We start from the raw sequence: 19,656 nt of genomic DNA, 5'->3' as shown, positions 1-19,656 counted from the left end.
CCACCGTTAATCTGACAGACCCCTCGTGGTAGTTACGAAGGACGGAAACCCTCTCAATTGCTTCGTTGGTGTCGGCCGTAGTAACGGTGTCGGTAGTAATGGCATTCATGGTTTTTGCATCCTTTGCGGGGAATGGTGGCGGGTGGGGCGATCAATGGTGACCGGTCAGCTCCCCTCTCCCCCCGTTGATGCTCCTATAGGCGTCAAATTGAACGTGGCAGTTTTGATTCAGGACTTGTGCGACGTGGTTGCCCGCTGGAGGTGGTTCCAATCCAGGTGCTCGTTCCGCTGCGTGAAACACCCTTGTTCGACACGTACTCTCGGCTGTGCTCAGTCGTCCTTGAAAATCAGCACGCGTCCGCCCTTGGCATCACAGGTCCAGTAGTAGGGGCCTTCGGCGCCGAGGCAGTGGCCAGCCTCGGGTACCTGGACTTTCCGGACTTCTTTCAAGCCCTGTGGTGTGGCCTCGAGGACGGCGACCGTGGTGCCCGGGTCACTGCGGACGTAGAAGTGGTCGCGCTCAGCTGAGTAGGCCGGCAGCGATTCCCCGCCACCGAGCTCGTACTTATCGATCAGGTGCCCGTCGACGGTGTCCAATAGCGTCACCTTGCCGTCCTTTGCGCAGCTGGCCAGCACGAGGCCGTCGCGTTCATCGATGCGCGGGAATCCGTGGGTCCCGTCGCAACCGCTGGGCCAACGTGCGGTCACCCTCCGCGTTGCGGTGTCGATTTTGGCCACCTCGTCGCCGGCATGCGTGTAGGCCGTGGACCCGTCCGAGGTGAGGGTGAGTCCCTCGGCCCCGCCGGGGACGGGGATGAAGTCGGTCCGGTGGGGTGCGTTGTCGAGGGTCTCACCCACGGCGAAGATCTCGATGCCTCCCTTGGCGGGTTCGGTGACCCACACCTCCCTGGTGGCCGCGACGTAGCGGAGGTAGTCCGGTCGAGCGGAAGGCGGGACCGAGGACTTTATCTGGCCGCCAGGATCAAGGACCTGGATTCGAGGTCCGGACCGATCCAGCACGAAGATCGCTCCGGCTCCGGCGTCCACCGAATCCGCGCTGCCGTCGTACTCCACTCGTGTGGCTTTCGCAGCGGCGGGGTCAACACGGTAGAGGCCTTTGCCCCGGGCGGGAACGAGGACCTGGCCCAGATCTGAGGAGTACACCACGTCGTCGAAATCTACGTTTCCGCCTGCATCCGGTAGTTCGACGATCCGAGCCGAAGGATCAACTTGAGTGCTTGAGCTGCATCCGCTCAGACCCACAGCCATCACTGTCGAGCCGACAAGCAACCAATGACGTCTCATGCGCATCTTGGTCTCCCTTTAAATAGCGGCACCCGTCACTCTCGCCTTCCACGAGGAGGGCGTCAAGGCACACAAGCAGTGGCAGGCCCGCAGGGACATGAGTGGTCCTTAATCAGGCCGGGCCTTAGTGGTGCTGAATCAGGTTGACTTGATCATTCAACCGGGATTTCAGCTGTTGCTCGGTCAGCCATTGGCGGTAGCTCGTAGCCAGGGTGTCGTTGCGGACGAGGCCTCGTTCCAGACTGGAAATTTTGGAAGGCCAATGACCGAGCTCCCGGGCTGCGGTCGTGATCGTGAACCCCAGCTTGGTGCGCATCTGGCGCAGGTCGGCGTTGCTTGGTGCCGCCTGAGGGTTGGTGATCTGGCGGTAAAGTTCCCGGGCTGTGTAGCGTTTGAGACACCTCATGATTTCCCGTTTGCTCTTACCCTCCGCGGTGCGCTTGGCCACGTAGTCCTTAGTCCGCGGGCACGAGCCCATACGTACCAGTACCACCTGATGCACGGCACGTTGGCATTGCGGTCACCGCCTCTGCTGAGCCGGTGACGGATCGTTTTGCCCGAGGACGCGGGAATGGGCGCGACCCCGACGAGGGCAGCGAACTGGGCCTCATTCCCAAGACGGTCCGGATTGTCCCCAACGGTGACTAGGAGCTGGCTGGCCACTTCCGTTCCCACACCTGGAAGGTCACAGAGCATCGGCGCGTAGTTATCAAGGATTTCCCGGAGCGCCGCGTCCGCGGCAGCTATTTCTGCCGCGAGGGACTGGCAACGGGTGGCCAAGGCCTTCAACGCCAGCAGACACACGTACTCAGGGTCAGCAAGATGGCCCGAAGATCTGGAGCGCTGCAGGGCCGTGATCATCGCCGAGGTTCCCAGCCCCCGGTATTTCGACCGGAGGTTGTCCGAAGCCGACACGAGAAGACCCTTGATCTGATTGATCGCCGCGGTGCGGGCCTTCACTGCCGAGGTGCGCCCTGCACGCAGGATACGGAGGCATTCCACGGGACCATCCTTGGCCTTTGGGATCGCTGTGGTCCGGCCGTCGAGCACCGATTGGGCAGCCTGGTAGGCGTCCAGCGGATCGGATTTGCCCTTCAGCCGGCGCGCGGCCCGGTTTGGACGGTTCACTTCCAGCACGGTCAGGCCCTCCCCGCGGAGGGTCTTGGCGATTTCGGCGCCGTAGGATCCTGTTCCTTCCACGCCTACGGCGGTGACCGCGCCGTAGCTGGTGATGAACTCCACGATCTTCCGGTATCCGGAGCCCACTGCCAGGAATTCCTTGTCCGCGAGGGGCTTGCCGTATTCGTTGATGACAGCCACATGGTGTGTGTCGGCATGGGTGTCGATACCTGCGATGACTTTAGTTGTTTCGTTTGCCAAGATGGAAAGGTGCCCCTTAGTCGCGTGTTCAACGGCTGATGAATGGGGCGAGGGCCAGGTGTGCAGACAAAACGGTAATGGGACTGGTCGAATCAGGCTCCTATGAAGTCATGTCCGCCTGGCTCAACACCCCCTTTGGCGGACCTTGAACCGGCGGACAGATCAACAGGAAGACAGCGCCGGAGGCACGTCAGTTTTTTGGGGAGTCACACCGGCCCAAGATCGTTTCCAGTATTACCGTTTTTTGTAGCAGATTTCGTGGTGGGTCCGTCAGCAGAGTGGCGTTAGCTGTCATTTTCAGAAGTCGTCTGCACTGAATGTCAGCAGTCATCTGCGCTGCCCGGCTACCGGCACCAAAGGCTCGAACGCGTCGCGCGCGCCTATCGATTCCTGCCGAAGATGCATGCGATGACATGGCTGATGCGCTGCTTCTAGTCCTCGTCGGTTTCCCTCTCGCAGAGGCCCGGGGAGACCCGCCGCTGCGAGGAGGCTGCGGACGGCCTCGTCGTTCCTTCCCGATGCGCCCGGTGCTGTGCTAGCCGGGCCGACTCGGGCTTCTCTCCGATGTAATCGGCCAGACCGGGCGGCGGCCGTCTCTGCGGGGCGCTCTTACCGGACGCCAAATAGCGCCTGTTCTCGGATCGGCGCCTGAATGTTATACCTGTCGGATGGAGATCACCCCGACATTGCTCATTGCTCTCTGGGGAGCCATCGTGTCAACTATCCTCGCGTTCCGGCTATTTTGGCTTGATCGCACCAACGTCGACGTCGCTGCATGGCTGACTTTGACGAAGGTCAGTGAAAAGCCGCTTCACCATACGCACGAGATCATCGTGAGTATCGTCAATCGGGGAAGGCTGCCAGTTCAAATCCTTGAAGTGGCGTATGGATACAGAGCTGAAGGGCTCCGGTGGTCTTCTAAATCGAACCTAACCTGGCGCAAAAAGCCGACTGGTTTTGAGGCAGCCCGGGATACGAAGCTCCCGTTGGCAATTGAGCCGGGCAGTCGTGCCGAATTCAGCATCTGGGAAATGGACGAGTGGCCAGGCAACAGCCGGGAAGGTCTCTTGGCCGGAGTCCGTAGCGCGCACAGGGCATGGATTACTGAGGCGAAGGATCTGTACGTGAGCTGACTGTGCCCACTGCCGTAAGGCAACCTCCGGCTGAACCTGACAACGCGCAAGAAGCCCGTTTTAATATCGAGAGTGGGGGAGTGCAGCACATTCACGGAACTTATGTTGTCTGTTGGAGCCGCACTCATGATCAGGCTGACCCAGTCGAAACTTGCTGGGGATATGGCTTCACCGATTGACAGGATCCCTCGCCCGACGCCGCGAATCGGAACCGAACTCCCCAGCCACCAGCCTCGTCTGGAATCCATCGCCGATGAACTCGACGACAGACCCCGCGCCGTCCTAGGGTTCCTGACTCCGCGTGAAGTATTCGCCCAGCTGATCAACGAAGACGCTGCTAAGACTGGTTGACACCGCCGTCATTTTGCTCGGATTCGGCAGGGCACTAACGTCATTCTGTCCAAAGTCGCGTGCCGCTGGTGGCCCCGACACTGGGGATTTTCCTGCACCGATTTTGATCACAAGGTTAGCGGCACGTGCGGTGCCGTATTCACACGCCGTGTGCGGCTGGTTAATGTAGGTCAGCCTCGCATTTCGAAGAAGAGTAGCGGCCATTCCAATGGCTATTGACAGTCGGCAACTCCGCGAGGAAGCTATCGGGTCTGACCTTGTCGTATCGATCTTTGGGGCAACCATGGCATGCACAACCAGTTACCGGGTGCGGCGTTTGGTACATGTAAAGAGCGTTGAGGAAGAAGATGAGCCTTGGACGGCCGACGCTCGTGGCTTGGGTACTCGCTTAGCAGATCTAAATTTGGTGGCTGATCCGAGCACGGGAAGATTTACATTTGACGTGTTGCAGGCCATTCGAATCTATGGTGACGCACTTCGGGAACAGGGTGCCCCCCCTTCGGTGGTGGAACAGGTCATGGCGACTCTCGCCGCATTGTCTGCCAACGCGCCTGCAAACTCACGAACAATGCGCGCAGGAGAAGCCCTTCAACTCCTGCAGGGCGAGCGTGCAGCGCAACAAGCAAAATTAGCCACCCGAAGAGGTGCCAGCCTCCCCGGCTCACGTCTGCCTAGCGCTTGGCCATCTGGTACCCGTGCTCACGCCGGCGCATCAGCCATGCAGGACCCTGAAACTGGGGTGTCTCCAGGACATGGAACGGGATGGATCGATCCAGACGGTCCCGGGCCGATTCCTCCGATGCACAACCCGGGCGACATTGACTACGGAGACGGGGCGGTATACGGGGGCGGCGCTTACGCCAGCGGTGTTCCGGGTAGGCCTCCTACTGATGGTTTTCAGCCGCCTGTCTTAGTCGCGGGCGCATACGGCATGCTTGATCAGTACATTGCCGCGCTTGGCCTAGGAATCATACTGATTCCACGACTGACGTGGGCGGGAGAGCTTGTGCATCTTCCCTACAAGGAACCGAATAATGACGCTAATCCTGCCCTCTTCATAGTGGAAACTTACGAACTTCGATTCGAGCCCACAGACACCGGACGGGGGAACTACGCAGGGACGGTCGAATTGACACCGGGTGAGAAAACGGGCTTCCGGCTTCATACGTGGAGAAACAGGCGGCCCCGTAGCGGCGAAGCCATTGTGGACTCCCTTAGTGCCGCAAGCGCTCAGCGCTTCGAGACGCTTGCCCAGCTGACAACCCAGCACGAACTGGCGCTCGACCTTCGGAACATTTACGAGCCGGACGTACATACCAACGCTGCTCACAGAGGTATGTTGCATTTGAGCGCCTCTCCCGCCCTGACGGAACCATTGGGCTTCCATGCTGCTCGGCAGGGCTACGTGCGGAGCTTGGTTGCTGCAACCGAGCGACATTTGGACGAAGCCAATGCTTGCCGCCAAACGGTCGTAGTGCCTTCGCAACACGACGCGAATGACGTCACTGGACGTATCACAGGAAACACAAATTTACGCAACACCCTACGTTTCGACGTCCACGAGGTTGATCAACTTTACGACTTTACGGTCAAATTGGTGGACGTTCGTGTTGGCTTCTCAAATGGCAGGCTTGGGAGTTGGCGCGAAGCTCCCCTTACAGGGGCAGTTCCCTTTCTTGAAAAGCTACTGGGAAATCCGCGGCAAATGCTGCGCCTTCTAATGCGAACCGCTGCCAGGGCGTTCGACGAGGCTGATAAAGGAACCACGGTGGAACAGGCTGTGGCATTCGAGCCACCCTATGTCGATTACCAAGTTACGGATTTCGTGGGTGACGCAGATGGGCTCGCCGCGGAGCCTACTCGGAGGCTTGTCTACCGCAACAGGGGTGAAGTGGAGCTCGCTGCGACCACCGTCCGTATGCGCACGGACAGTGCGCGGATATACGCCACCCTCGGTTCCAGAAATGCGTTGGACGAATACGCCCTGGACCTCCAAAGACTGGATATCACTAGCCGTGAAGTGCAAACAAGCCAGGTATCGACGTTTGTCGCGGCGTTGGAGGCCATCGCTGATCCAGAACAGCGCGCGGCAGCATATGCAGCGGCATCACGGCCTGACGGCTTCACGCTGACGTTCCCACAGCCATGACGGGCTTAGGAAGGGGCCCGTTGTGAGCGAAGATGAGACGTGGCAGCTCGAAACCATCTACGTCACGGTCCACGAAGACAAGCCAAGCAGCGGGAATGGCGGTAGCACCGATGGCGGCCACGGGGGAGGCGCCGACACCAAGGGCCAAAACTCGGGGGGCTCAGGCAATTACGACCAAGTGTCGCACGAGCCGGGATGGAACACTGTCCGTTCGAACCGTGAGCCATCCACGCCGCCTCAATCTTCCGCAGAATCCCCATACGGCAAGACGACAGCTCAACCTTCCAACACGCAAGCGGGACGCAATGCAGGTGGACAGGGAGCGGGGTCGAAATCGACCGCAATAGAGTCGCCTTTGAGGGTCCCATCGGCGTGGGATGACTTCCTCGCATACTTTGAGGGCGTTCGAGATCGGTCCACCCCGGGAGCAGAGGATTTCCGGGCTGGAATGGGTGGTACTCAGGGGGTTTCTGGGCCACCAGGTACCGCAGGTCCTCGGTATCCGGTCATGCCGATACCAGATGGCGCGCGTCCATCCGGTCCCGATGTAGGCCGGTTCCGCGTACCCGTTCAGCCGGACGTGCCGCGCATACCCCCGACGCCCCCTCCGATTCCGCCACCGGAACCGATACCGGAGTCGCCATGGTTGCCTGCCCTGAGATTTCTTGCCCGAAATCCTCTCCTAATAATTGGTGGGGCTCTCTTCTGGTCCAGCACTGCCCACGCCCCTACCTCTACGATCCACACTCCCTCCTTTCTTGCGCAGCAAAGGGATCGTGCCCTTGGCCGCATGTTACCCGGCGCATCACGAGATGGACGTCCGCTCGTTGAACCGCACGGCGATGTGGAAGTACCCGCTCGCCGCGATCCTGTTGCCTCGGGCGGCCCGATGGGTGAACCCAGCCAAGATGATGCTGTACGTGACGACCCCAACTCCGACTTGGAGGGACCGCTAGAAGCCACAAGCATGAGTACAAACCTCAGAGAGCTCATGCAAAGCAATCGGTACCTCGACCCAATCACAAACGAGTGGACGGATTGGCCAGGTCGTATGGAAGCCGACCACTTCGTTCCCGTGCGCTACATCAAAACCATGCCCGGATTCCAGAAACTCGATTCGAGGTGGCAAGGAATCATCCTGCGTTACGAGGGCAACATCCAACCTTTGCCGCGTCATCACAACCGCTACAAGAGCGACCACATGCCCAGCGAATGGTGGTTCACGCTCGGCAGCGATGGGGAGTTCCATCCCGTCAATGCTGATTATCTCGCCGAAGCGGCCAAATGGGAGCAGGTGATTATCGAGGAGATTCAGAACCTCATTGACTCCTCATTGGCGCAGCTAAATCAAGAGCAACGCGACAAACGCTGGCCTTATAGCCCCCCTTAGCCACCCTCCCACCGAAACACTGCTGACGCAGTTCAGCAGGGGCTCGAACTCCTCATTCCGGTCAGTCAATCACGGATCGTGATACGCAATGATGCCTCGTGACCGAGCGTCTCACTTCCTAGGAAGTGGAACGCCCTGGGGGAGGTCCTTCAAAAATTTGCGACTGTAACTGTTAGCTCGGAATGGCGGCTTTTTCACTGTTCGATTGGCGGTTTTAGCTCTAAGAGGGCGTCCCACCGCCCGCCGCAGCTGTTTGGGTGTCGGCGGCCGCTGCCCCTACTATGAGGCATGCCAATTCTCCCGGTTGTGTTCGCAGGAGGCCACGAGGGCGCCTGGCGCGTGAATGGTATCTCCGCAGTCCAGGGGACGACTCTTCCGGCGGTCGAGCGTGTCGCGGTCCTCGAGGGCGAGCGGGCCGCTCCTGAAGCAGCTACCTGGGCGCTGCGCGGCGTGGTCAGTCACGAGAGGTACGTCACGAAGCGGGAGCACGACGAATTGGTGTCCCGTTCGCCGCGCCTCGGGCGGCGCGAGGCGACCCGCGCCGCCCTCATCCCGATCAAGAAATCGCAGGCGTGGTGGGCGCTTTCACAAGACGAGCGGCGGGCGATCGTCGAGGAACACTCCCAGCACATTGCCATCGGCTTGAAGTACCTGCCAGCCGTGGCACGCCGGCTCCACCACAGCCGGGACCTCGGTGAGCCGTTCGATTTCCTGACGTGGTTCGAGTTCGCCCCTGCCGAGGAAGCTGGGTTCGACGAACTGGTCGCCATGCTCCGAGCGACCGAGGAATGGGCTTTCGTCGAGCGCGAGATCGACATCCGCCTCGAGCAGTAGCTACCACGGCCGACATCAGCGAATGCCGCTGTTCATCGCCTGTTGATCTCGTGGGACTTGCACTTCCCCTGATCTCCGCCAGGCGCGACACCTACCGGGGAACACCTTCTCCTGCTATTCTGGCGCAGAGGGGAATTCGTGGCAGAGATTGTGCTTGCAGGGGGAAAAGGGACGCTGAGCTTACATGCAGGCGGGACCCTTCATCTGATCTGGGTTCCCGGTTCCATTCTTGAGGCCGAAGACGTTACGGAATCTGTGCTCGCTATGGAGGCTTTCAGCGCTGGCCGGAAGCTGCCATTGCTGATCGAAATCATCGACGTCAACCTGACCGTCGAAGCCTGTAACCACTACCGGGACACCTGGTTCGTTTCTTCCGTCGCGATGGTCGGGACAACGTATATTGACAGGGTCGTTGCCGCTTGGGTTCTGCGCGGCCAGCACAGCCTCCAAAAGTTTTTCACGTCGCGTCCGGCCGCGGTGGAATGGCTGGAGGATCTGTCAGCTCCCGACATCGTCCACCAAGTCCCGGCCTGATTCTTCCCGACATCGGCAGGTAGGAGGCTCTAAACGTCCGGGCACCCGGGCGCGGAACTTCCGATGCCGCCACTGTTAGTTCGGAACGGCGGTTTTTTCACAGCTCAGTTTGGGCGGTTCAGCATATTCCGATGACGAGGGTTGAGCGTGCCGGCTCCAATGACGTCGTCCGTGATGGGTGCTAAGTTCATTAATTTTCATCACCCTTCCCGCTTGCGTGAAGAGCCGGTCGATGAGGCGGTAGTTGCCTCGGGTGATCCGCGCGACCACGATGGCCTGGGCTCGGTGAAGTCGTCCGGTTCCAGGTTTCGGCCGAGTTTGTGCCAGCGGCACTCGAGGACGAGATTCAGTTCGTCCGTCGACCGCTTGCTCATGATCCTTCCTGATGCAGGGAGGACTTACCGGCTTTCACGTGTCGTGGGAGGTGCGGTGCTGCCTCGGATGACGAGTTCGGTCGGCATTGCGACTGCCTGGTTTTCGACTTGCTCGCCACGTAGGAGCTTCAGCAGCATGCGGGCCGCTTCAACCCCTTGCTCGAAGGGCTTTTGGCGGATGGTCGTGAGGTCGGTAAGCTCCGCGATGGGGTGGTCGTCGATGCCGATAAGCGAGATGTTGCGTCCCGGCTGGAGGCCCGCGCGGCGCAGGGTGCGCATGGCGCCGGCCGCGACTTCATCGAAATGCGCGAAGACGGCGGTCGGTGGTTTGGGGATGCTCAGCAACCTGCTCATCATGGTCGCGCCCTGTTCGCCGCCCCAAGGCCCGCTAAGAACCAATGCGGGGTCAATCTGGATGCCGTGTTCGGTCAAGGCCTCGTAATACGCCGGAGAGCGCCTCGAGACCAGGTGAGGCTGGTCCGGATCCACAGCTTCAAGCATGGCGATGCGCGTATGGCCCAGATAGAGCAGATGGTCCATCGCCTGGCGGCTGGCCGCATAATCGTCGATGTGGATGTAGGGGTAGGCCGCAGACTGGCCTCCGGCCGCAACGATCTGCACGCCCATGCTCTCGAGGCGTTTGCGTTCCGGGTCCTCGAGTTGGAAGCCGACGACGACGACGGCGTCGACCTTGCGGCGCGCGGGGAGTTGTTCGAAGAAATCGTGTCGGTCCTGCTGATCGCCGACCTGGTAGAGCAGAACATCCAGGTTGGCGTGGTGCAGAACTGAATCCAGGCCTTCCACGACGGAGCCGAAGAACCAGCGGGACAGGTGCGGCACCACCAATGCGACGCGGCCGGTGTTGCCTTTAGCCAACCGGGAGGCCTCGGGCGATACGACGTAGTGGTGCTCGGCAGCGACTTCCAGCACACGGGCCCGGGTGGTCGCGGCAACACCCTTGGCGTTGCTCAGCGCACGCGACGCTGTTCCTATACCCACCCCGGCCATGCGGGCGACATCGACCAAGGTGACCTTCGTTGGCACTTCCTGCATACTTCCAAGCTTACTTCAATTGGAAACGTTTCCTATACGCGTCTCTTCGCCAGTTTTTGATGAGCTCTAAGTGCTTGCTGTTTTCGCACCTAATCATTTGAAATCAAGACATTATTGGTTGACGGTTCATGCCGGGTCGTCCCATACTCGTATGGAAACGCTTCCGAAAGTGTTCTTTGTCACCTCGTTCGAGGTGGCCTGGCCGGCCGTAAAGTACAGCCCGGCTCCTTCAATGACGCAGGAGGTTCAATGCGATCCTTTGTTAACACCCCCCGTCCGACCCGTCGTCTCATGCTCGGCGCGATGCTCGCGGTTGCCGCGGCAGCCACCGCGGCGTGCTCCGGGCCTGGGCCTGCAGGGGGCTCAACGTCCTCTGATGCTGCCCCGACGTCGGTCAGCACATCTGTGGGCAGTGAGCCCGTCGCCCTTAAGCTGTACGACGGCCAGGGCCTCAAACCGATCGACGATGCTCTCATCGCCGCGTTCACGAAGAAGTTCCCGAATGTCACGATCACTCCTACGTATGATCCGGACAACGTGACCACCCAGAACCAGCCGCGGCAGTTGGCCTCGGCGACACCCCCGGACCTGGTCCGCGTTATTTCTGTGACCGCCGGGGCCAAGAACAACCTGCTGACGAACCTCGATGCGTACGCGAAGGCCTACGGCTGGGACCAGATGCCGGCGTCGCAGCTGGCGCAGTTCCGCCAGAAGGACGGGGTCGCCGGCTCCGGTTCCCTCTACGCGAAAGCCAGCGGCTTCACCATGACAGGGCTCTACTACAACAAGAAGCTCGCCGAGCAGGTCGGGATGACCACTCCTCCCGCTTCAACCGAGGAACTCACCGCACTCATGGGCAAAGCCAAGGACGCCGGCCTGACGGGCATGGTCGTAGCCAACAAGGAGGGCGGCGGCGTGTTCCCGTTCCAGCTGCTCATCAACTCATCGATGGGACCCGAGAAGGTCTCGGTTGACATGACCGTCAAGGATCACTGGGACCGGCTCGATCCGGACACGAAGAAGTGGCTCCTGACGTGACGACGCGCCGCTGGGGCACGACCCTTTCACAAAAAATACGCAGCCAGCCCACGGCGCCCTGAGCCGGAAGTCTTGGGACCGGCGCCGGACTGGATGTCCGCCTCCACTGGTGAACGGCGGCAGCAGCAATCAGCCACAGTGGCAGCGAAATCCTTTGCCTAGGTTTCTGTGGCGTCGAAGATCCGGGCTTCCACGGAAGAAGCCTGGGCAGTCGCCTTGGCTCTCATGAAGTCGAGGTCCTCCGCAGAGAGCACCATCTGGCCGTGACTGTCACGTTCGATGTTTCTCCCGCCGGCCGCGGTGCTGATCTTCGCGGACATGGCGCGGGGCAGGATCTGACATCCCTGGTTGTCCGTGAGCCACTTCTGCGTCGCGGAATCGAGCCTGTCCCATAGCTCCCTGATGTACATCTTGATGAATGCGCCTTTCCCCACGGGCTTCACTTGAGCGCCGGAAACCGCCGTCCCGGCTGGTCAGCCTAGGTTACGCCCGGCCAGCGTGGAACGACAGAAACCAAAGCCTGGCCTCCACGGGCACGCCACGTGGGTGCCATCAACGGTCGGTGTTTCAGGGCAGCCAGAGGGCTGGGCGGGCCGCCTGCGCGGGCACAGGGGACTCTACCGCCGTCGGTATATTCCCGGTCTACGCTCAGGAAGGTCGGCCAAGGAGTGGCTGTGATGAACCAGCACGCGTCACTGGCCAACGCCCACGAGGGCAGGTGTCGGCCGATCCTGAGCCCTGTTCCATGAGAAGTTTCAAAGCCTCACGGGCCATCCCTCCGATAGGACGACGGACGCCCCGGGCATCCGGTGATGGTTAGTCATGGTAATGGGTGCGGACGGGCAGTCCGTCATTGGCCAAGGCTGTGACGACGCAGGCCGCGACTTCATGCAGCTTCACGTTCCGGCTCATGGAGGCTTTCCGGAGAATGTCGAAGGCGGCTTCCTGCCCGCACCGGTTCTGGGCCATGATCGCTCCGGTAGCCAGGTCGATAACTGTGCGGGACTGCATTGCGGCGCTCAGGTCGTCCCTGGCGTCGCGGAGTTGGGCCATCCGCAGGGCCAGCTGCAAGGACTTCGATGCCTGCCCTGCGTAGGCTTCTGCGCTGGCAATGGTCGCGCCGCTGAATCCAATCCCCCGGGATCCTGGCTGTAGAAGTTCAGGGCGCCGCGCGTTTCACCTTCGAGCTGGAGCGGAACGGACAGGATGGACCTCACCCCCTGACCGGCCACGGCGCCGGTGTATCCGGGCCAACGCTGATCGCTCATCAGGTCCGGGACGTGCACGGCGACCAGGTCCCGCATCGCAGCCTCGCAGGGCCCGTCGCCGTAGCTGTTCTCGGTTTCGTTCATGAGCCTGGCGCAGGGGTTACTGCTGGCCACGGTCGATGCTTTCTTCCGGCGGATCAGGGTAATCCCGCAGAACACCTCATGGGCGGGGCTGCTGAGCCGAGATGCGGAGAACACGGCCAGGTCTTCAAGGAACTGCCCTACGTCGGGGCTGTCCAGCACAAGGTCCTGCAGGTACCGGGCAACATCACCGAACGTTTCAACGGCAAATTCCTCGCCGGGCATCGGGGCCTCCATTCAACAACCACCGACCGGTCCGCAACACCCGGTCCTAGCCCGTCAGGGAGCAGACCGCCCTCTGCCTAAAGGTTCGTTCAGCATACCGCCGCCCCGCCCGCATCTACCCCGGGCAGACGACAGGACGACCGGGGCATGCGGCCCGCCCGGCTCCCGCGGGGAAGCAACGAGAGGGCCGCCCTTGAATGACGCAGTTCCGGGGATTCTAGCCACTGCGCTGCCAATCCCCATAAGTTAGGGGCGGTGGATGACACCGCGATCGCCGGGCGCCGATCGCCCAGGGGGAGCAGAACGACGCAAAGGAGCGGACGTGGCAACAGGGACAGTGAAGTGGTTCAACGCAGAAAAAGGCTTCGGCTTCATCACCCCGGATGACGGGTCGGGTGAAATATTCGCACACTACTCGGCCGTCTCCAGCAGCGGCTACCGACTGGACGAGAACCAGAAAGTCCAATTCGATGTCGCTCACGGCCCGAAGGGGCCGGTGGCAGAAAACATCCGCACGGTCTAGGGTTCCGCCGTCCTTTTGACGGCAACCGCTGACGGCCGAGGACGGCGGGGCGATACCCCGTCTCAAGAGGGCACTCACGTCGCCGGCCCCGTCTCAGTCCGGACAAGCGTGCCGGAAACCACACTGATGCGGGAGACCTGAGCCACCACATGGGCCTCAACATTTACTGCCGCCCATCTCCAGTCAACACCCTCCGGGTGTGCACGGCACGGGTGGACGATACCTGTTTTTCATCTCAGCCACTCCGCATCTGCGCAGAAGACAAGGACCGGACAAAACCCATGCATCGCGGGACCCTGGACTACGTACGTGAGCGGGACGCCATCGAACGCGCCGCACACGCCCGGGCCGTCGCCGGCAGTAAAGGCAGGCCCTCAGTTGTCCACCCAACCAAATTTGACCTCCGGGACACCGGACTGACCATCCCCAAGTTCGTAGAGAAAACAGGGAACGCCCGATCGAGCCTTTACCGGCACCTACCGCCCAGGCCACCCGAATCCCTGATCGCCGGTGGATCGCCGGCACCGGTCCGTGCAGAGGATCCCAGCCAACAACCGCCCGGCGGGCATTGAATGCAAGACTCCTCGATTCTGGTCTTCCACCTTGTCTATGCCGGTACCCTCGGTGTCGCGCTTCTGATGTTCCTCGGCCAGCTCGCCGCCTTCACCGCGCTGCTCGCCATGGCCGCCACAGCCCAGCTCATGACTTATGGGGTCCTGACGATATGGTGCCGCTTGCGTCCGGCCGCTAGTGAGCTGCCCGATAGCTCTTCAGGACGTCGGCGGGCATCCTCCCCCGAGCGCTGATGCCCAGACCCTGCTCCCTGGCCCATGCGCGGACCTGCCTGGTGAAGGCACCGCTATTCTCCCGGCCCGCCTGGCACCCGCCGGTGCACGGAAAGAACTAATCCTGCGTCCAGCCTCCGCGTACCGGCGAAGAAAGGCACGCAGCTCCGCGGCATGAACTTCATTCAAGTCAATCTCGTACGAGGTCCCCTCGAGAGCGAAAGTCACCGTCTCGTCCGCCCCGGACCCGTCAAGATCGTCGACCAAAATAATGGTTCTGCGCGTTGCCATCCCAGAACAATACCTCCTCCATCCACGAATGCCCTTTATCAAAAAGTTACCCATGAGGCAAGTGTTATCTATTGTTACGCGTGTGACTTGCATTTATTGTTGTTCACACGGTGCTACCCCGGTACGGAGACCAATCTCCGCAGTCATCCGGACCCGCACCCACACCAGTGCATCAAGGTCGATAGCACTGCGAAGGAGAATTCAAATGGGGGAAATTTTTGCCGGCGGGCCGGCATCCAGCACACGAGCCCGACGATTGTCCGCGTTCGTCCACCAAACCATGTCCCGTGCACGCACGGTAGCTGTTCCCTACAAACTCGGTGAAGTAGTCATCGGTGATGATCCCTTCAACGGCCGCAGGGAAGGCCTCGTGGCCGTCAAGAACGGCACGTTCGTAGGGCTGCAGACCGCAGACCAAATCTTCTTCTACGACTATCGGCAACTAAGGCGGCCGGACTAGCAACCAGTCCAAAACAAGCTGGCCCAGCCACCTGATCAGAACCCGCGAGAGTCGAAGTGACATGTCCATTGCAAACGTGCCCAACCAGTACCTGACCATCGCCGAGGTAGCAACGATACTGCGTGTGTCCAAGATGACCGTCTATCGACTGGCCCGGGCCCACGCCTTGGCTTCCGTGCGCTTCGGCAACTCCTACCGCATTCCTGAAAACGCCGTCGAAGAGTACATCAGGAAGGCCGGCGCCTCCGCGCAAACCTAACCCCGCTTCGCGCCAGGACCGGAAAACCCGGGAACCACAGGACATGAAGACCGGGGGTGGAGCCGTCCGGTAGTTATCGAGCCCGGCGAACGACCGCGTGACGGGTACTGATGCAGGACTCCTTCATCAGGGTCTTCGACGTCAGCCTTGCCGGCCCCTATCGGGCGCCCCTGATGCTCCGCGGCCAGCTCGCCGCCTTTACCGTTCCGCCTCGCCACCCCGCCATACCACCTGACGCTGATACGTTCGACGGATGATACAACCGCCCCCTTACCAGCTGCCCCTGATGGCAAGCGATCTCTCCGAGCGTGAGGGCTTTGACCAGGAGTTCCTGGGACAGCACGTTCCCCTGCCCTCACTGGACGGCATCGGCACTGTCCTGCTGCCCTACACGCACTTCTCAGTCCTCATGCGTACCGACAAGCGTCTGGCCGCCATAACGGGCCTCGGCATCGATGGCGGGAAACTGATGGACCTCGACCGCTCCGGAATCCCCTGGAAGCTGGATCCGAGGCTGCCCGAGAACCAGCAAACAGGCGAACGGGTCTACGCCCACAACGACATCGACCGGGGCCACCTCGTACGGCGGGCCTCAGCCGTCTGGGGTGATACACGGGCCGAAGCCGCCCAGGCCAAAGAAGACACCTTCCACTACACAAACGCTGCACCGCAGGCAGCAAAGTTCAACCAGGGCATGGAACTCTGGCTGGGTCTGGAAACCTACCTGCTGGATAACGCAGCCGATTACCGCCGGCGGCTCGTCGTCTTCACCGGGCCCGTCTTCAGCGACAGCGACCCCGTGTACCGGGACGTTCAGATCCCCTTACGGTTCTTCAAGATCGCCGCGTTCATTCACAACGCCACACTGGCAGCAACCGGGTACATCGTGGACCAGACACCAGTGCTGCCCGACCTGACACGGCCAGAACTTCAGGAAGGGCCTCCCCCGCTCGGCCCGTTCAGAACCTTCCAAGTACTGATCCGGGACATCGCTGCCCTCACCGGACTGGGCCTCACGCAACTGACCGCGGCAGACCGTATGCTGATCGCAGCGGCACAGCCAGCAGCCCGCCCGGCCTCCACCTGGCGGCGCCTCCGCTCACCGGAAGACCTCGATCTGAACTTTAACCTGAACGATTAGCAGTGAGCAGACACCGCTAAAGCCGCGCAGGCTACTAAGTGTCCGCGCCAGACGATGCGGCCACGCATGGCGGTGAACTACGCCGGCATAACACCGGAAATACTGAAGATCGGCCGTGAAGCCGGCCGAAACTTAGTCGCGGCGGGTTCTGCCTTCCGTATCGTCATCGGTGCGGCCCGGCACGGCATCCTCGTCCTCTGGAACACCGTTGGGCTGGCCGGCTGTGGTGCCGCCCTGGTGCACCGTTCCGGCATCACCGTAGTCACCCTCGCCGTACTCCCCTTCTCCCGTGGCGGCAGCCCCGGTCTCGACCGTTCCGGCGTCACCGTAGTCGCCTTCGGCGTACTCGCCGGCTCCTCTGGGGTCAGCGCCGGTGTCCACCGTTCCGGCGTCACCGTAGTCGCCTTCGGCGTACTCGCCGCCTCCCTCGGCGGCAGCGCCGGTGTCCACCGTTCCGGCGTCACCGTAGTCGCCTTCGGCGTACTCGCCGCCTCCCTCGGCGGCAGCGCCGGTGTCCACGATTCCGGCGTCACCGGTTGCGTATTGGGCGCCCTCACCTTCTACGGCAGGATTTGGCGTGCTGATGTGGCGTTTCGGGGCATCGGTCTCGTTGTTCTCCGACATGGCGGATCCTTCCTGCAAGCAGTGCGCCCGACTAGCGTGTATGGAAGTTTATCGACGATCGTGGCGCGGCGACAGTGCTCTTTGGCGGGGCATGAAAGTCCCTGGAGCGACTGAGCGCAGAACGGGGTAGCTCGCCTCCGCAGATAGCCCCGGACATTTATGGGTGAGCGGCCCAGCTTCATAGGGTCCAGCGGGCTTTTCCCAAGGCGCATCTGTCAGGCTCTGGTTATCTGATCGGAAAGTGGATCTCTGAATGGCTCGACCAGCCCGCCGGGCCCGGCAGCGCACCCCCCAGTCAACGCCGGGCCCGGCGGACCCAGCCAAAAGCTGAAACGTCAGTCCACCCCAGCGAGGACCGGTTGCCCGGGCGAAGCGTGCGCCCTTCCCGGCCCGGCTCCGGCACAGGCTCCGGGCAGGGACGCTCCATTCAGTAATCACGGATTCCTGAGGAAGTCCTCGGCCTGGTTGGCCGGACTGGGGCGGGACGGGGGGCCGACGACGGCTGGGGGTGAGAGTTCCCTGTCTCAGAGGGCTCTCGTCGTCGCCGGCCCCGTCTCTGTTCCGGATGTTGCCTCCGCAAAATCCTAGGGAATGCCCCAGCCGGGTCAGCCCATACGGGTGCTGCCCTGCCCTCAGTCAACCCTGAGCGGGACGCCGGGGCACGAGTAATTCCTACCTGTTTCTGAGGTCCGCCCGCTACCCGGTTGTGGCTGGCACCGGCGCGGCGCGGGCCATGAATGGTTGGGACCGACGGCGGGCTGGGTCGAGTATCAGGCATGGGGGGAACCTGTATCTCTGTCCGCCGCCGGACCCGGCCCAGCTGGTTGATCAGACCGGGTCCGGCGGGCTGCCGGCCCCGGAGAGCTCTCCCGGCCAGCAAAGGCCAGCATGGCCGACGATTCTTGGGGAAACCTTTAACCCGTCATGAGTTTCAGTCGGGCGCGGATACGGAAAATGCGCCCCCGCTATAGGGAGGGCGCATAATTCCGTGCTGTATCCGGGGTATCGGTTAGTACTCTGTCCCGCCTGGAAGCGGGCCAACGCAGGCCTAACCTCGAACTCCTCTTACCTCTCGCGAGGTTGTACGGGGTTCCCCTCGATGATCTGGTTGGCGCCCCGCCCACCTGGGATCCGAGAATCCACCTGCAACCCATCACCCATGCCGGCATGACGGCTCTTCCTCTCACACGCCGGCCAGGCGGATTACAGGCCTTTAAGATGGTGCTCACCGGCGAGGCGCGCGGGGCAGAGCCCGACCCGCGCGTTCACGAAGGCTACGAATGGCTTTACATCCTCAACGGACGACTGCGTTTGGTACTCGGCGACAAGGATTTTGAACTTCGCCCTGGCGAAGCCGCGGAATTCGACACCCAGACACCGCACTGGTTCGCCAGCGCTGACGGGAGACCCGTCGAGTTCATCAGCCTGTTCGGACAGCAGGGCGAGCGGATGCACATACGCGCCCGGCCCAAGCCCTCATAGCTGAAGGAGCCCGAGGAGTGTCATAGGCCAGTGCGTGCGCTGAGGTCGTCCGGTAGGGCAACCCTGCCACCGAGTTGCGCCGCAACCCCGGAAACCGTGGAGGCCCGATCTGCTGACCACGGGTCCGATCTACCGCAGAAACTGTCCCTGGGCATGCAGTATTGCGATCTCCTCTCGCTGGGCGAAGGTCAGACGACGGCCCTTTAGGTCACGGCCACGCCGGGGTCTGACGCCACCCGCCTCAAGCAGCACCCTGCGCCCGGTACGCCGACTCGTATTGATCGGAGCCACGGCATCGGTGATGAAATCACCCGCCTGCAAACAGCCCCGTTGACCGGATGCTCGTCCACTGGTCCCTGGGCGTGCAAAAGCTCCCTGCCCCACACGTTTTTTCGCTGCTGGTAAACCAAACGACCTCCCGGACGTAACCCCACCCTTGCCTTCCCGGGGCGGTCCCGGTCACGGGCATGCCCTGGGGAGATGTGGCCGTAAGACCAGCCCGCAAAACCGCCCGGTCAAGGATCGGCGGATTCAGGCGGTCATTGCAACAGGAGTCCTTCGATCAGTTCGATCGGTTTTCTGAACTCTAGTCTTTTGCGTGGCCGGTCGTTGAGTTCCTGGGCGACCCAGTCGAGGTCTTCGACGCTGTGGATGCTCAGGTCGGTGCCTTTCGGGAAGTACTGACGCAGCAGGCCATTCGTGTTTTCGTTGATGCCGCGCTGCCAGGGTGAGTGCGGGTCGCAGAAGTAGATGTCGATGCCGGCGTCTATTTTCACGCTCTTCCAGTCCTGCATTTCGATGCCCTGGTCCCAGGTGAGGGAATGCCTCAGCGCCTCGGGGAGCGTCTTGATCTTGGCTGCCAGGGCGTCGCGCATTTGTTCTGCTTTGTATCCATCCGGCAAATGAACCAGCATCGTGTAGTTGGTGGTTCTCTCCACGAGGGTCCCAATCGCGGACTGGTTGCCTTTGCCGATTA

21 protein-coding genes and 3 pseudogenes are annotated in these 19,656 nt (G+C 61.6%); 13 read left to right on the top strand and 11 right to left on the bottom strand.

Going from position 1 to position 19,656, the window contains the following annotated elements:
• Positions 1–330: 330 nt before the first annotated feature.
• The 3 genes from J7I92_RS18670 to J7I92_RS18665 form a co-directional block, all read right to left on the bottom strand.
• Complete coding sequence (locus tag J7I92_RS18670; protein ID WP_214842969.1) at positions 331–1,167, bottom strand: YncE family protein; 837 nt, start codon at positions 1,165–1,167, stop codon at positions 331–333.
• A gap of 262 nt (positions 1,168–1,429) precedes the next feature.
• A complete protein-coding gene (locus tag J7I92_RS24040; protein WP_251040155.1) occupies positions 1,430–1,753 on the bottom strand; it encodes a helix-turn-helix domain-containing protein in 324 nt (107 codons plus the stop codon).
• Complete coding sequence (locus tag J7I92_RS18665) at positions 1,708–2,685, bottom strand: IS110 family transposase (RefSeq protein ID WP_251040153.1); 978 nt, start codon at positions 2,683–2,685, stop codon at positions 1,708–1,710. Before J7I92_RS18665 ends, J7I92_RS24040 begins: the two co-directional genes overlap by 46 nt.
• Positions 2,686–3,353: 668 nt before the next feature.
• Between J7I92_RS18665 and J7I92_RS18660 the strand changes: the two genes are divergently transcribed.
• The 6 genes from J7I92_RS18660 to J7I92_RS18635 all read left to right on the top strand — a co-directional run bounded on the left by J7I92_RS18660 (position 3,354) and on the right by J7I92_RS18635 (position 9,076).
• Positions 3,354–3,818, top strand: coding sequence for a hypothetical protein (locus J7I92_RS18660; RefSeq protein WP_214842967.1), 465 nt, complete (start codon positions 3,354–3,356; stop codon positions 3,816–3,818).
• 162 nt (positions 3,819–3,980) lie between these two features.
• On the top strand, positions 3,981–4,169 hold the full coding sequence (locus tag J7I92_RS18655; protein ID WP_214842965.1) for a hypothetical protein: 189 nt from the start codon (positions 3,981–3,983) through the stop codon (positions 4,167–4,169).
• A gap of 931 nt (positions 4,170–5,100) precedes the next feature.
• Complete coding sequence (locus J7I92_RS18650; protein WP_214842964.1) at positions 5,101–6,318, top strand: hypothetical protein; 1,218 nt, start codon at positions 5,101–5,103, stop codon at positions 6,316–6,318.
• Positions 6,319–7,285: 967 nt separating this feature from the next.
• Positions 7,286–7,708 (top strand): hypothetical protein, encoded by a 423-nt coding sequence (locus J7I92_RS18645; RefSeq protein ID WP_214842963.1) that lies wholly within the window; start codon positions 7,286–7,288, stop codon positions 7,706–7,708.
• A 288-nt stretch (positions 7,709–7,996) separates the two neighbouring features.
• Positions 7,997–8,542: a chlorite dismutase family protein gene (locus tag J7I92_RS18640; RefSeq protein WP_214842962.1), complete on the top strand. Its 546-nt coding sequence runs from the start codon at positions 7,997–7,999 to the stop codon at positions 8,540–8,542.
• A gap of 138 nt (positions 8,543–8,680) precedes the next feature.
• Complete coding sequence (locus tag J7I92_RS18635) at positions 8,681–9,076, top strand: hypothetical protein (protein ID WP_214842961.1); 396 nt, start codon at positions 8,681–8,683, stop codon at positions 9,074–9,076.
• A gap of 118 nt (positions 9,077–9,194) precedes the next feature.
• On the opposite strand, the pseudogene J7I92_RS18630 reads toward J7I92_RS18635, so the two are convergent.
• Positions 9,195–9,432, bottom strand: a pseudogene (locus J7I92_RS18630) (ATP-binding protein); the annotation flags it as partial.
• Positions 9,433–9,474: 42 nt separating this feature from the next.
• Complete coding sequence (locus J7I92_RS18625) at positions 9,475–10,503, bottom strand: LacI family DNA-binding transcriptional regulator (protein WP_214842958.1); 1,029 nt, start codon at positions 10,501–10,503, stop codon at positions 9,475–9,477.
• Positions 10,504–10,752: 249 nt separating this feature from the next.
• Between J7I92_RS18625 and J7I92_RS18620 the strand changes: the two genes are divergently transcribed.
• On the top strand, positions 10,753–11,541 hold the full coding sequence (locus J7I92_RS18620) for an ABC transporter substrate-binding protein (protein WP_214842956.1): 789 nt from the start codon (positions 10,753–10,755) through the stop codon (positions 11,539–11,541).
• A 158-nt stretch (positions 11,542–11,699) separates the two neighbouring features.
• Here the strand turns inward: J7I92_RS18620 and J7I92_RS18615 are convergent, their stop codons facing one another.
• The 3 genes from J7I92_RS18615 to J7I92_RS18610 form a co-directional block, all read right to left on the bottom strand.
• On the bottom strand, positions 11,700–11,975 hold the full coding sequence (locus tag J7I92_RS18615; protein ID WP_311380426.1) for a hypothetical protein: 276 nt from the start codon (positions 11,973–11,975) through the stop codon (positions 11,700–11,702).
• Positions 11,976–12,357: 382 nt separating this feature from the next.
• A complete protein-coding gene (locus J7I92_RS24035) occupies positions 12,358–12,594 on the bottom strand; it encodes an ANTAR domain-containing protein (RefSeq protein ID WP_251040152.1) in 237 nt (78 codons plus the stop codon).
• A complete protein-coding gene (locus J7I92_RS18610; RefSeq protein WP_251040151.1) occupies positions 12,561–13,115 on the bottom strand; it encodes a GAF domain-containing protein in 555 nt (184 codons plus the stop codon). Before J7I92_RS18610 ends, J7I92_RS24035 begins: the two co-directional genes overlap by 34 nt.
• Before the next feature lie 322 nt (positions 13,116–13,437).
• Between J7I92_RS18610 and J7I92_RS18605 the strand changes: the two genes are divergently transcribed.
• Entirely contained in the window at positions 13,438–13,638 is a 201-nt protein-coding gene (locus J7I92_RS18605) for a cold-shock protein (RefSeq protein ID WP_214842953.1), read from the top strand.
• Positions 13,639–14,385: 747 nt separating this feature from the next.
• On the opposite strand, the pseudogene J7I92_RS18600 reads toward J7I92_RS18605, so the two are convergent.
• Positions 14,386–14,714 (bottom strand): annotated as a pseudogene (locus J7I92_RS18600) (Lsr2 family protein).
• A 205-nt stretch (positions 14,715–14,919) separates the two neighbouring features.
• Between J7I92_RS18600 and J7I92_RS18595 the strand changes: the two are divergent.
• The 4 genes from J7I92_RS18595 (at position 14,920) to J7I92_RS18580 (ending at position 16,574) form a co-directional block, all read left to right on the top strand.
• Complete coding sequence (locus tag J7I92_RS18595; RefSeq protein WP_214842951.1) at positions 14,920–15,174, top strand: hypothetical protein; 255 nt, start codon at positions 14,920–14,922, stop codon at positions 15,172–15,174.
• A 61-nt stretch (positions 15,175–15,235) separates the two neighbouring features.
• Positions 15,236–15,433, top strand: a complete 198-nt coding sequence (locus J7I92_RS18590) for a helix-turn-helix domain-containing protein (RefSeq protein WP_214842950.1) — start codon at positions 15,236–15,238, stop codon at positions 15,431–15,433.
• A 110-nt stretch (positions 15,434–15,543) separates the two neighbouring features.
• Positions 15,544–15,690, top strand: a complete 147-nt coding sequence (locus J7I92_RS18585; protein ID WP_214842949.1) for a hypothetical protein — start codon at positions 15,544–15,546, stop codon at positions 15,688–15,690.
• Positions 15,691–15,719: 29 nt separating this feature from the next.
• Positions 15,720–16,574: a DNA/RNA non-specific endonuclease gene (locus J7I92_RS18580; RefSeq protein ID WP_251040150.1), complete on the top strand. Its 855-nt coding sequence runs from the start codon at positions 15,720–15,722 to the stop codon at positions 16,572–16,574.
• Positions 16,575–16,706: 132 nt separating this feature from the next.
• Here J7I92_RS18580 and J7I92_RS18575 read toward each other — a convergent pair whose 3' ends face one another.
• Positions 16,707–17,198, bottom strand: coding sequence for a hypothetical protein (locus tag J7I92_RS18575; RefSeq protein WP_214842947.1), 492 nt, complete (start codon positions 17,196–17,198; stop codon positions 16,707–16,709).
• Between the two features lie 996 nt (positions 17,199–18,194).
• Here J7I92_RS18575 and J7I92_RS18570 point away from each other — a divergent pair.
• Positions 18,195–18,680: pseudogene (locus J7I92_RS18570) on the top strand (cupin domain-containing protein); the annotation flags it as partial.
• Between the two features lie 539 nt (positions 18,681–19,219).
• Here the strand turns inward: J7I92_RS18570 and J7I92_RS18565 are convergent.
• Positions 19,220–19,656: IS30 family transposase (locus tag J7I92_RS18565; RefSeq protein ID WP_214842945.1), on the bottom strand; the 437-nt coding region annotated here is incomplete at its 5' end.

It is taken from the genome of Arthrobacter sp. ISL-72 (genome assembly GCF_018613755.1).
Lineage (GTDB): Bacteria > Actinomycetota > Actinomycetes > Actinomycetales > Micrococcaceae > Arthrobacter.
Note: the sequence above shows the minus strand (reverse complement) of the source record. Positions and strands in the feature narration are given on the sequence as shown.

Coding starts and splice junctions, on each gene's coding strand:
- J7I92_RS18660 (WP_214842967.1), top strand. CDS start 3,354: ATGGAGATCACCCCGACATTGCTCATTGCTCTCTGGGGAGCCATCGTG.
- J7I92_RS18590 (WP_214842950.1), top strand. CDS start 15,236: ATGTCCATTGCAAACGTGCCCAACCAGTACCTGACCATCGCCGAGGTA.
- J7I92_RS18580 (WP_251040150.1), top strand. CDS start 15,720: ATGGCAAGCGATCTCTCCGAGCGTGAGGGCTTTGACCAGGAGTTCCTG.
- J7I92_RS18620 (WP_214842956.1), top strand. CDS start 10,753: ATGCGATCCTTTGTTAACACCCCCCGTCCGACCCGTCGTCTCATGCTC.
- J7I92_RS18640 (WP_214842962.1), top strand. CDS start 7,997: ATGCCAATTCTCCCGGTTGTGTTCGCAGGAGGCCACGAGGGCGCCTGG.
- J7I92_RS18585 (WP_214842949.1), top strand. CDS start 15,544: ATGCAGGACTCCTTCATCAGGGTCTTCGACGTCAGCCTTGCCGGCCCC.
- J7I92_RS18655 (WP_214842965.1), top strand. CDS start 3,981: ATGGCTTCACCGATTGACAGGATCCCTCGCCCGACGCCGCGAATCGGA.
- J7I92_RS18610 (WP_251040151.1), bottom strand. CDS start 13,115: ATGCCCGGCGAGGAATTTGCCGTTGAAACGTTCGGTGATGTTGCCCGG.
- J7I92_RS18575 (WP_214842947.1), bottom strand. CDS start 17,198: ATGTCGGAGAACAACGAGACCGATGCCCCGAAACGCCACATCAGCACG.
- J7I92_RS18595 (WP_214842951.1), top strand. CDS start 14,920: ATGGGGGAAATTTTTGCCGGCGGGCCGGCATCCAGCACACGAGCCCGA.
- J7I92_RS18645 (WP_214842963.1), top strand. CDS start 7,286: ATGAGTACAAACCTCAGAGAGCTCATGCAAAGCAATCGGTACCTCGAC.
- J7I92_RS18625 (WP_214842958.1), bottom strand. CDS start 10,503: ATGCAGGAAGTGCCAACGAAGGTCACCTTGGTCGATGTCGCCCGCATG.
- J7I92_RS24035 (WP_251040152.1), bottom strand. CDS start 12,594: ATGGCCCAACTCCGCGACGCCAGGGACGACCTGAGCGCCGCAATGCAG.
- J7I92_RS18650 (WP_214842964.1), top strand. CDS start 5,101: ATGCTTGATCAGTACATTGCCGCGCTTGGCCTAGGAATCATACTGATT.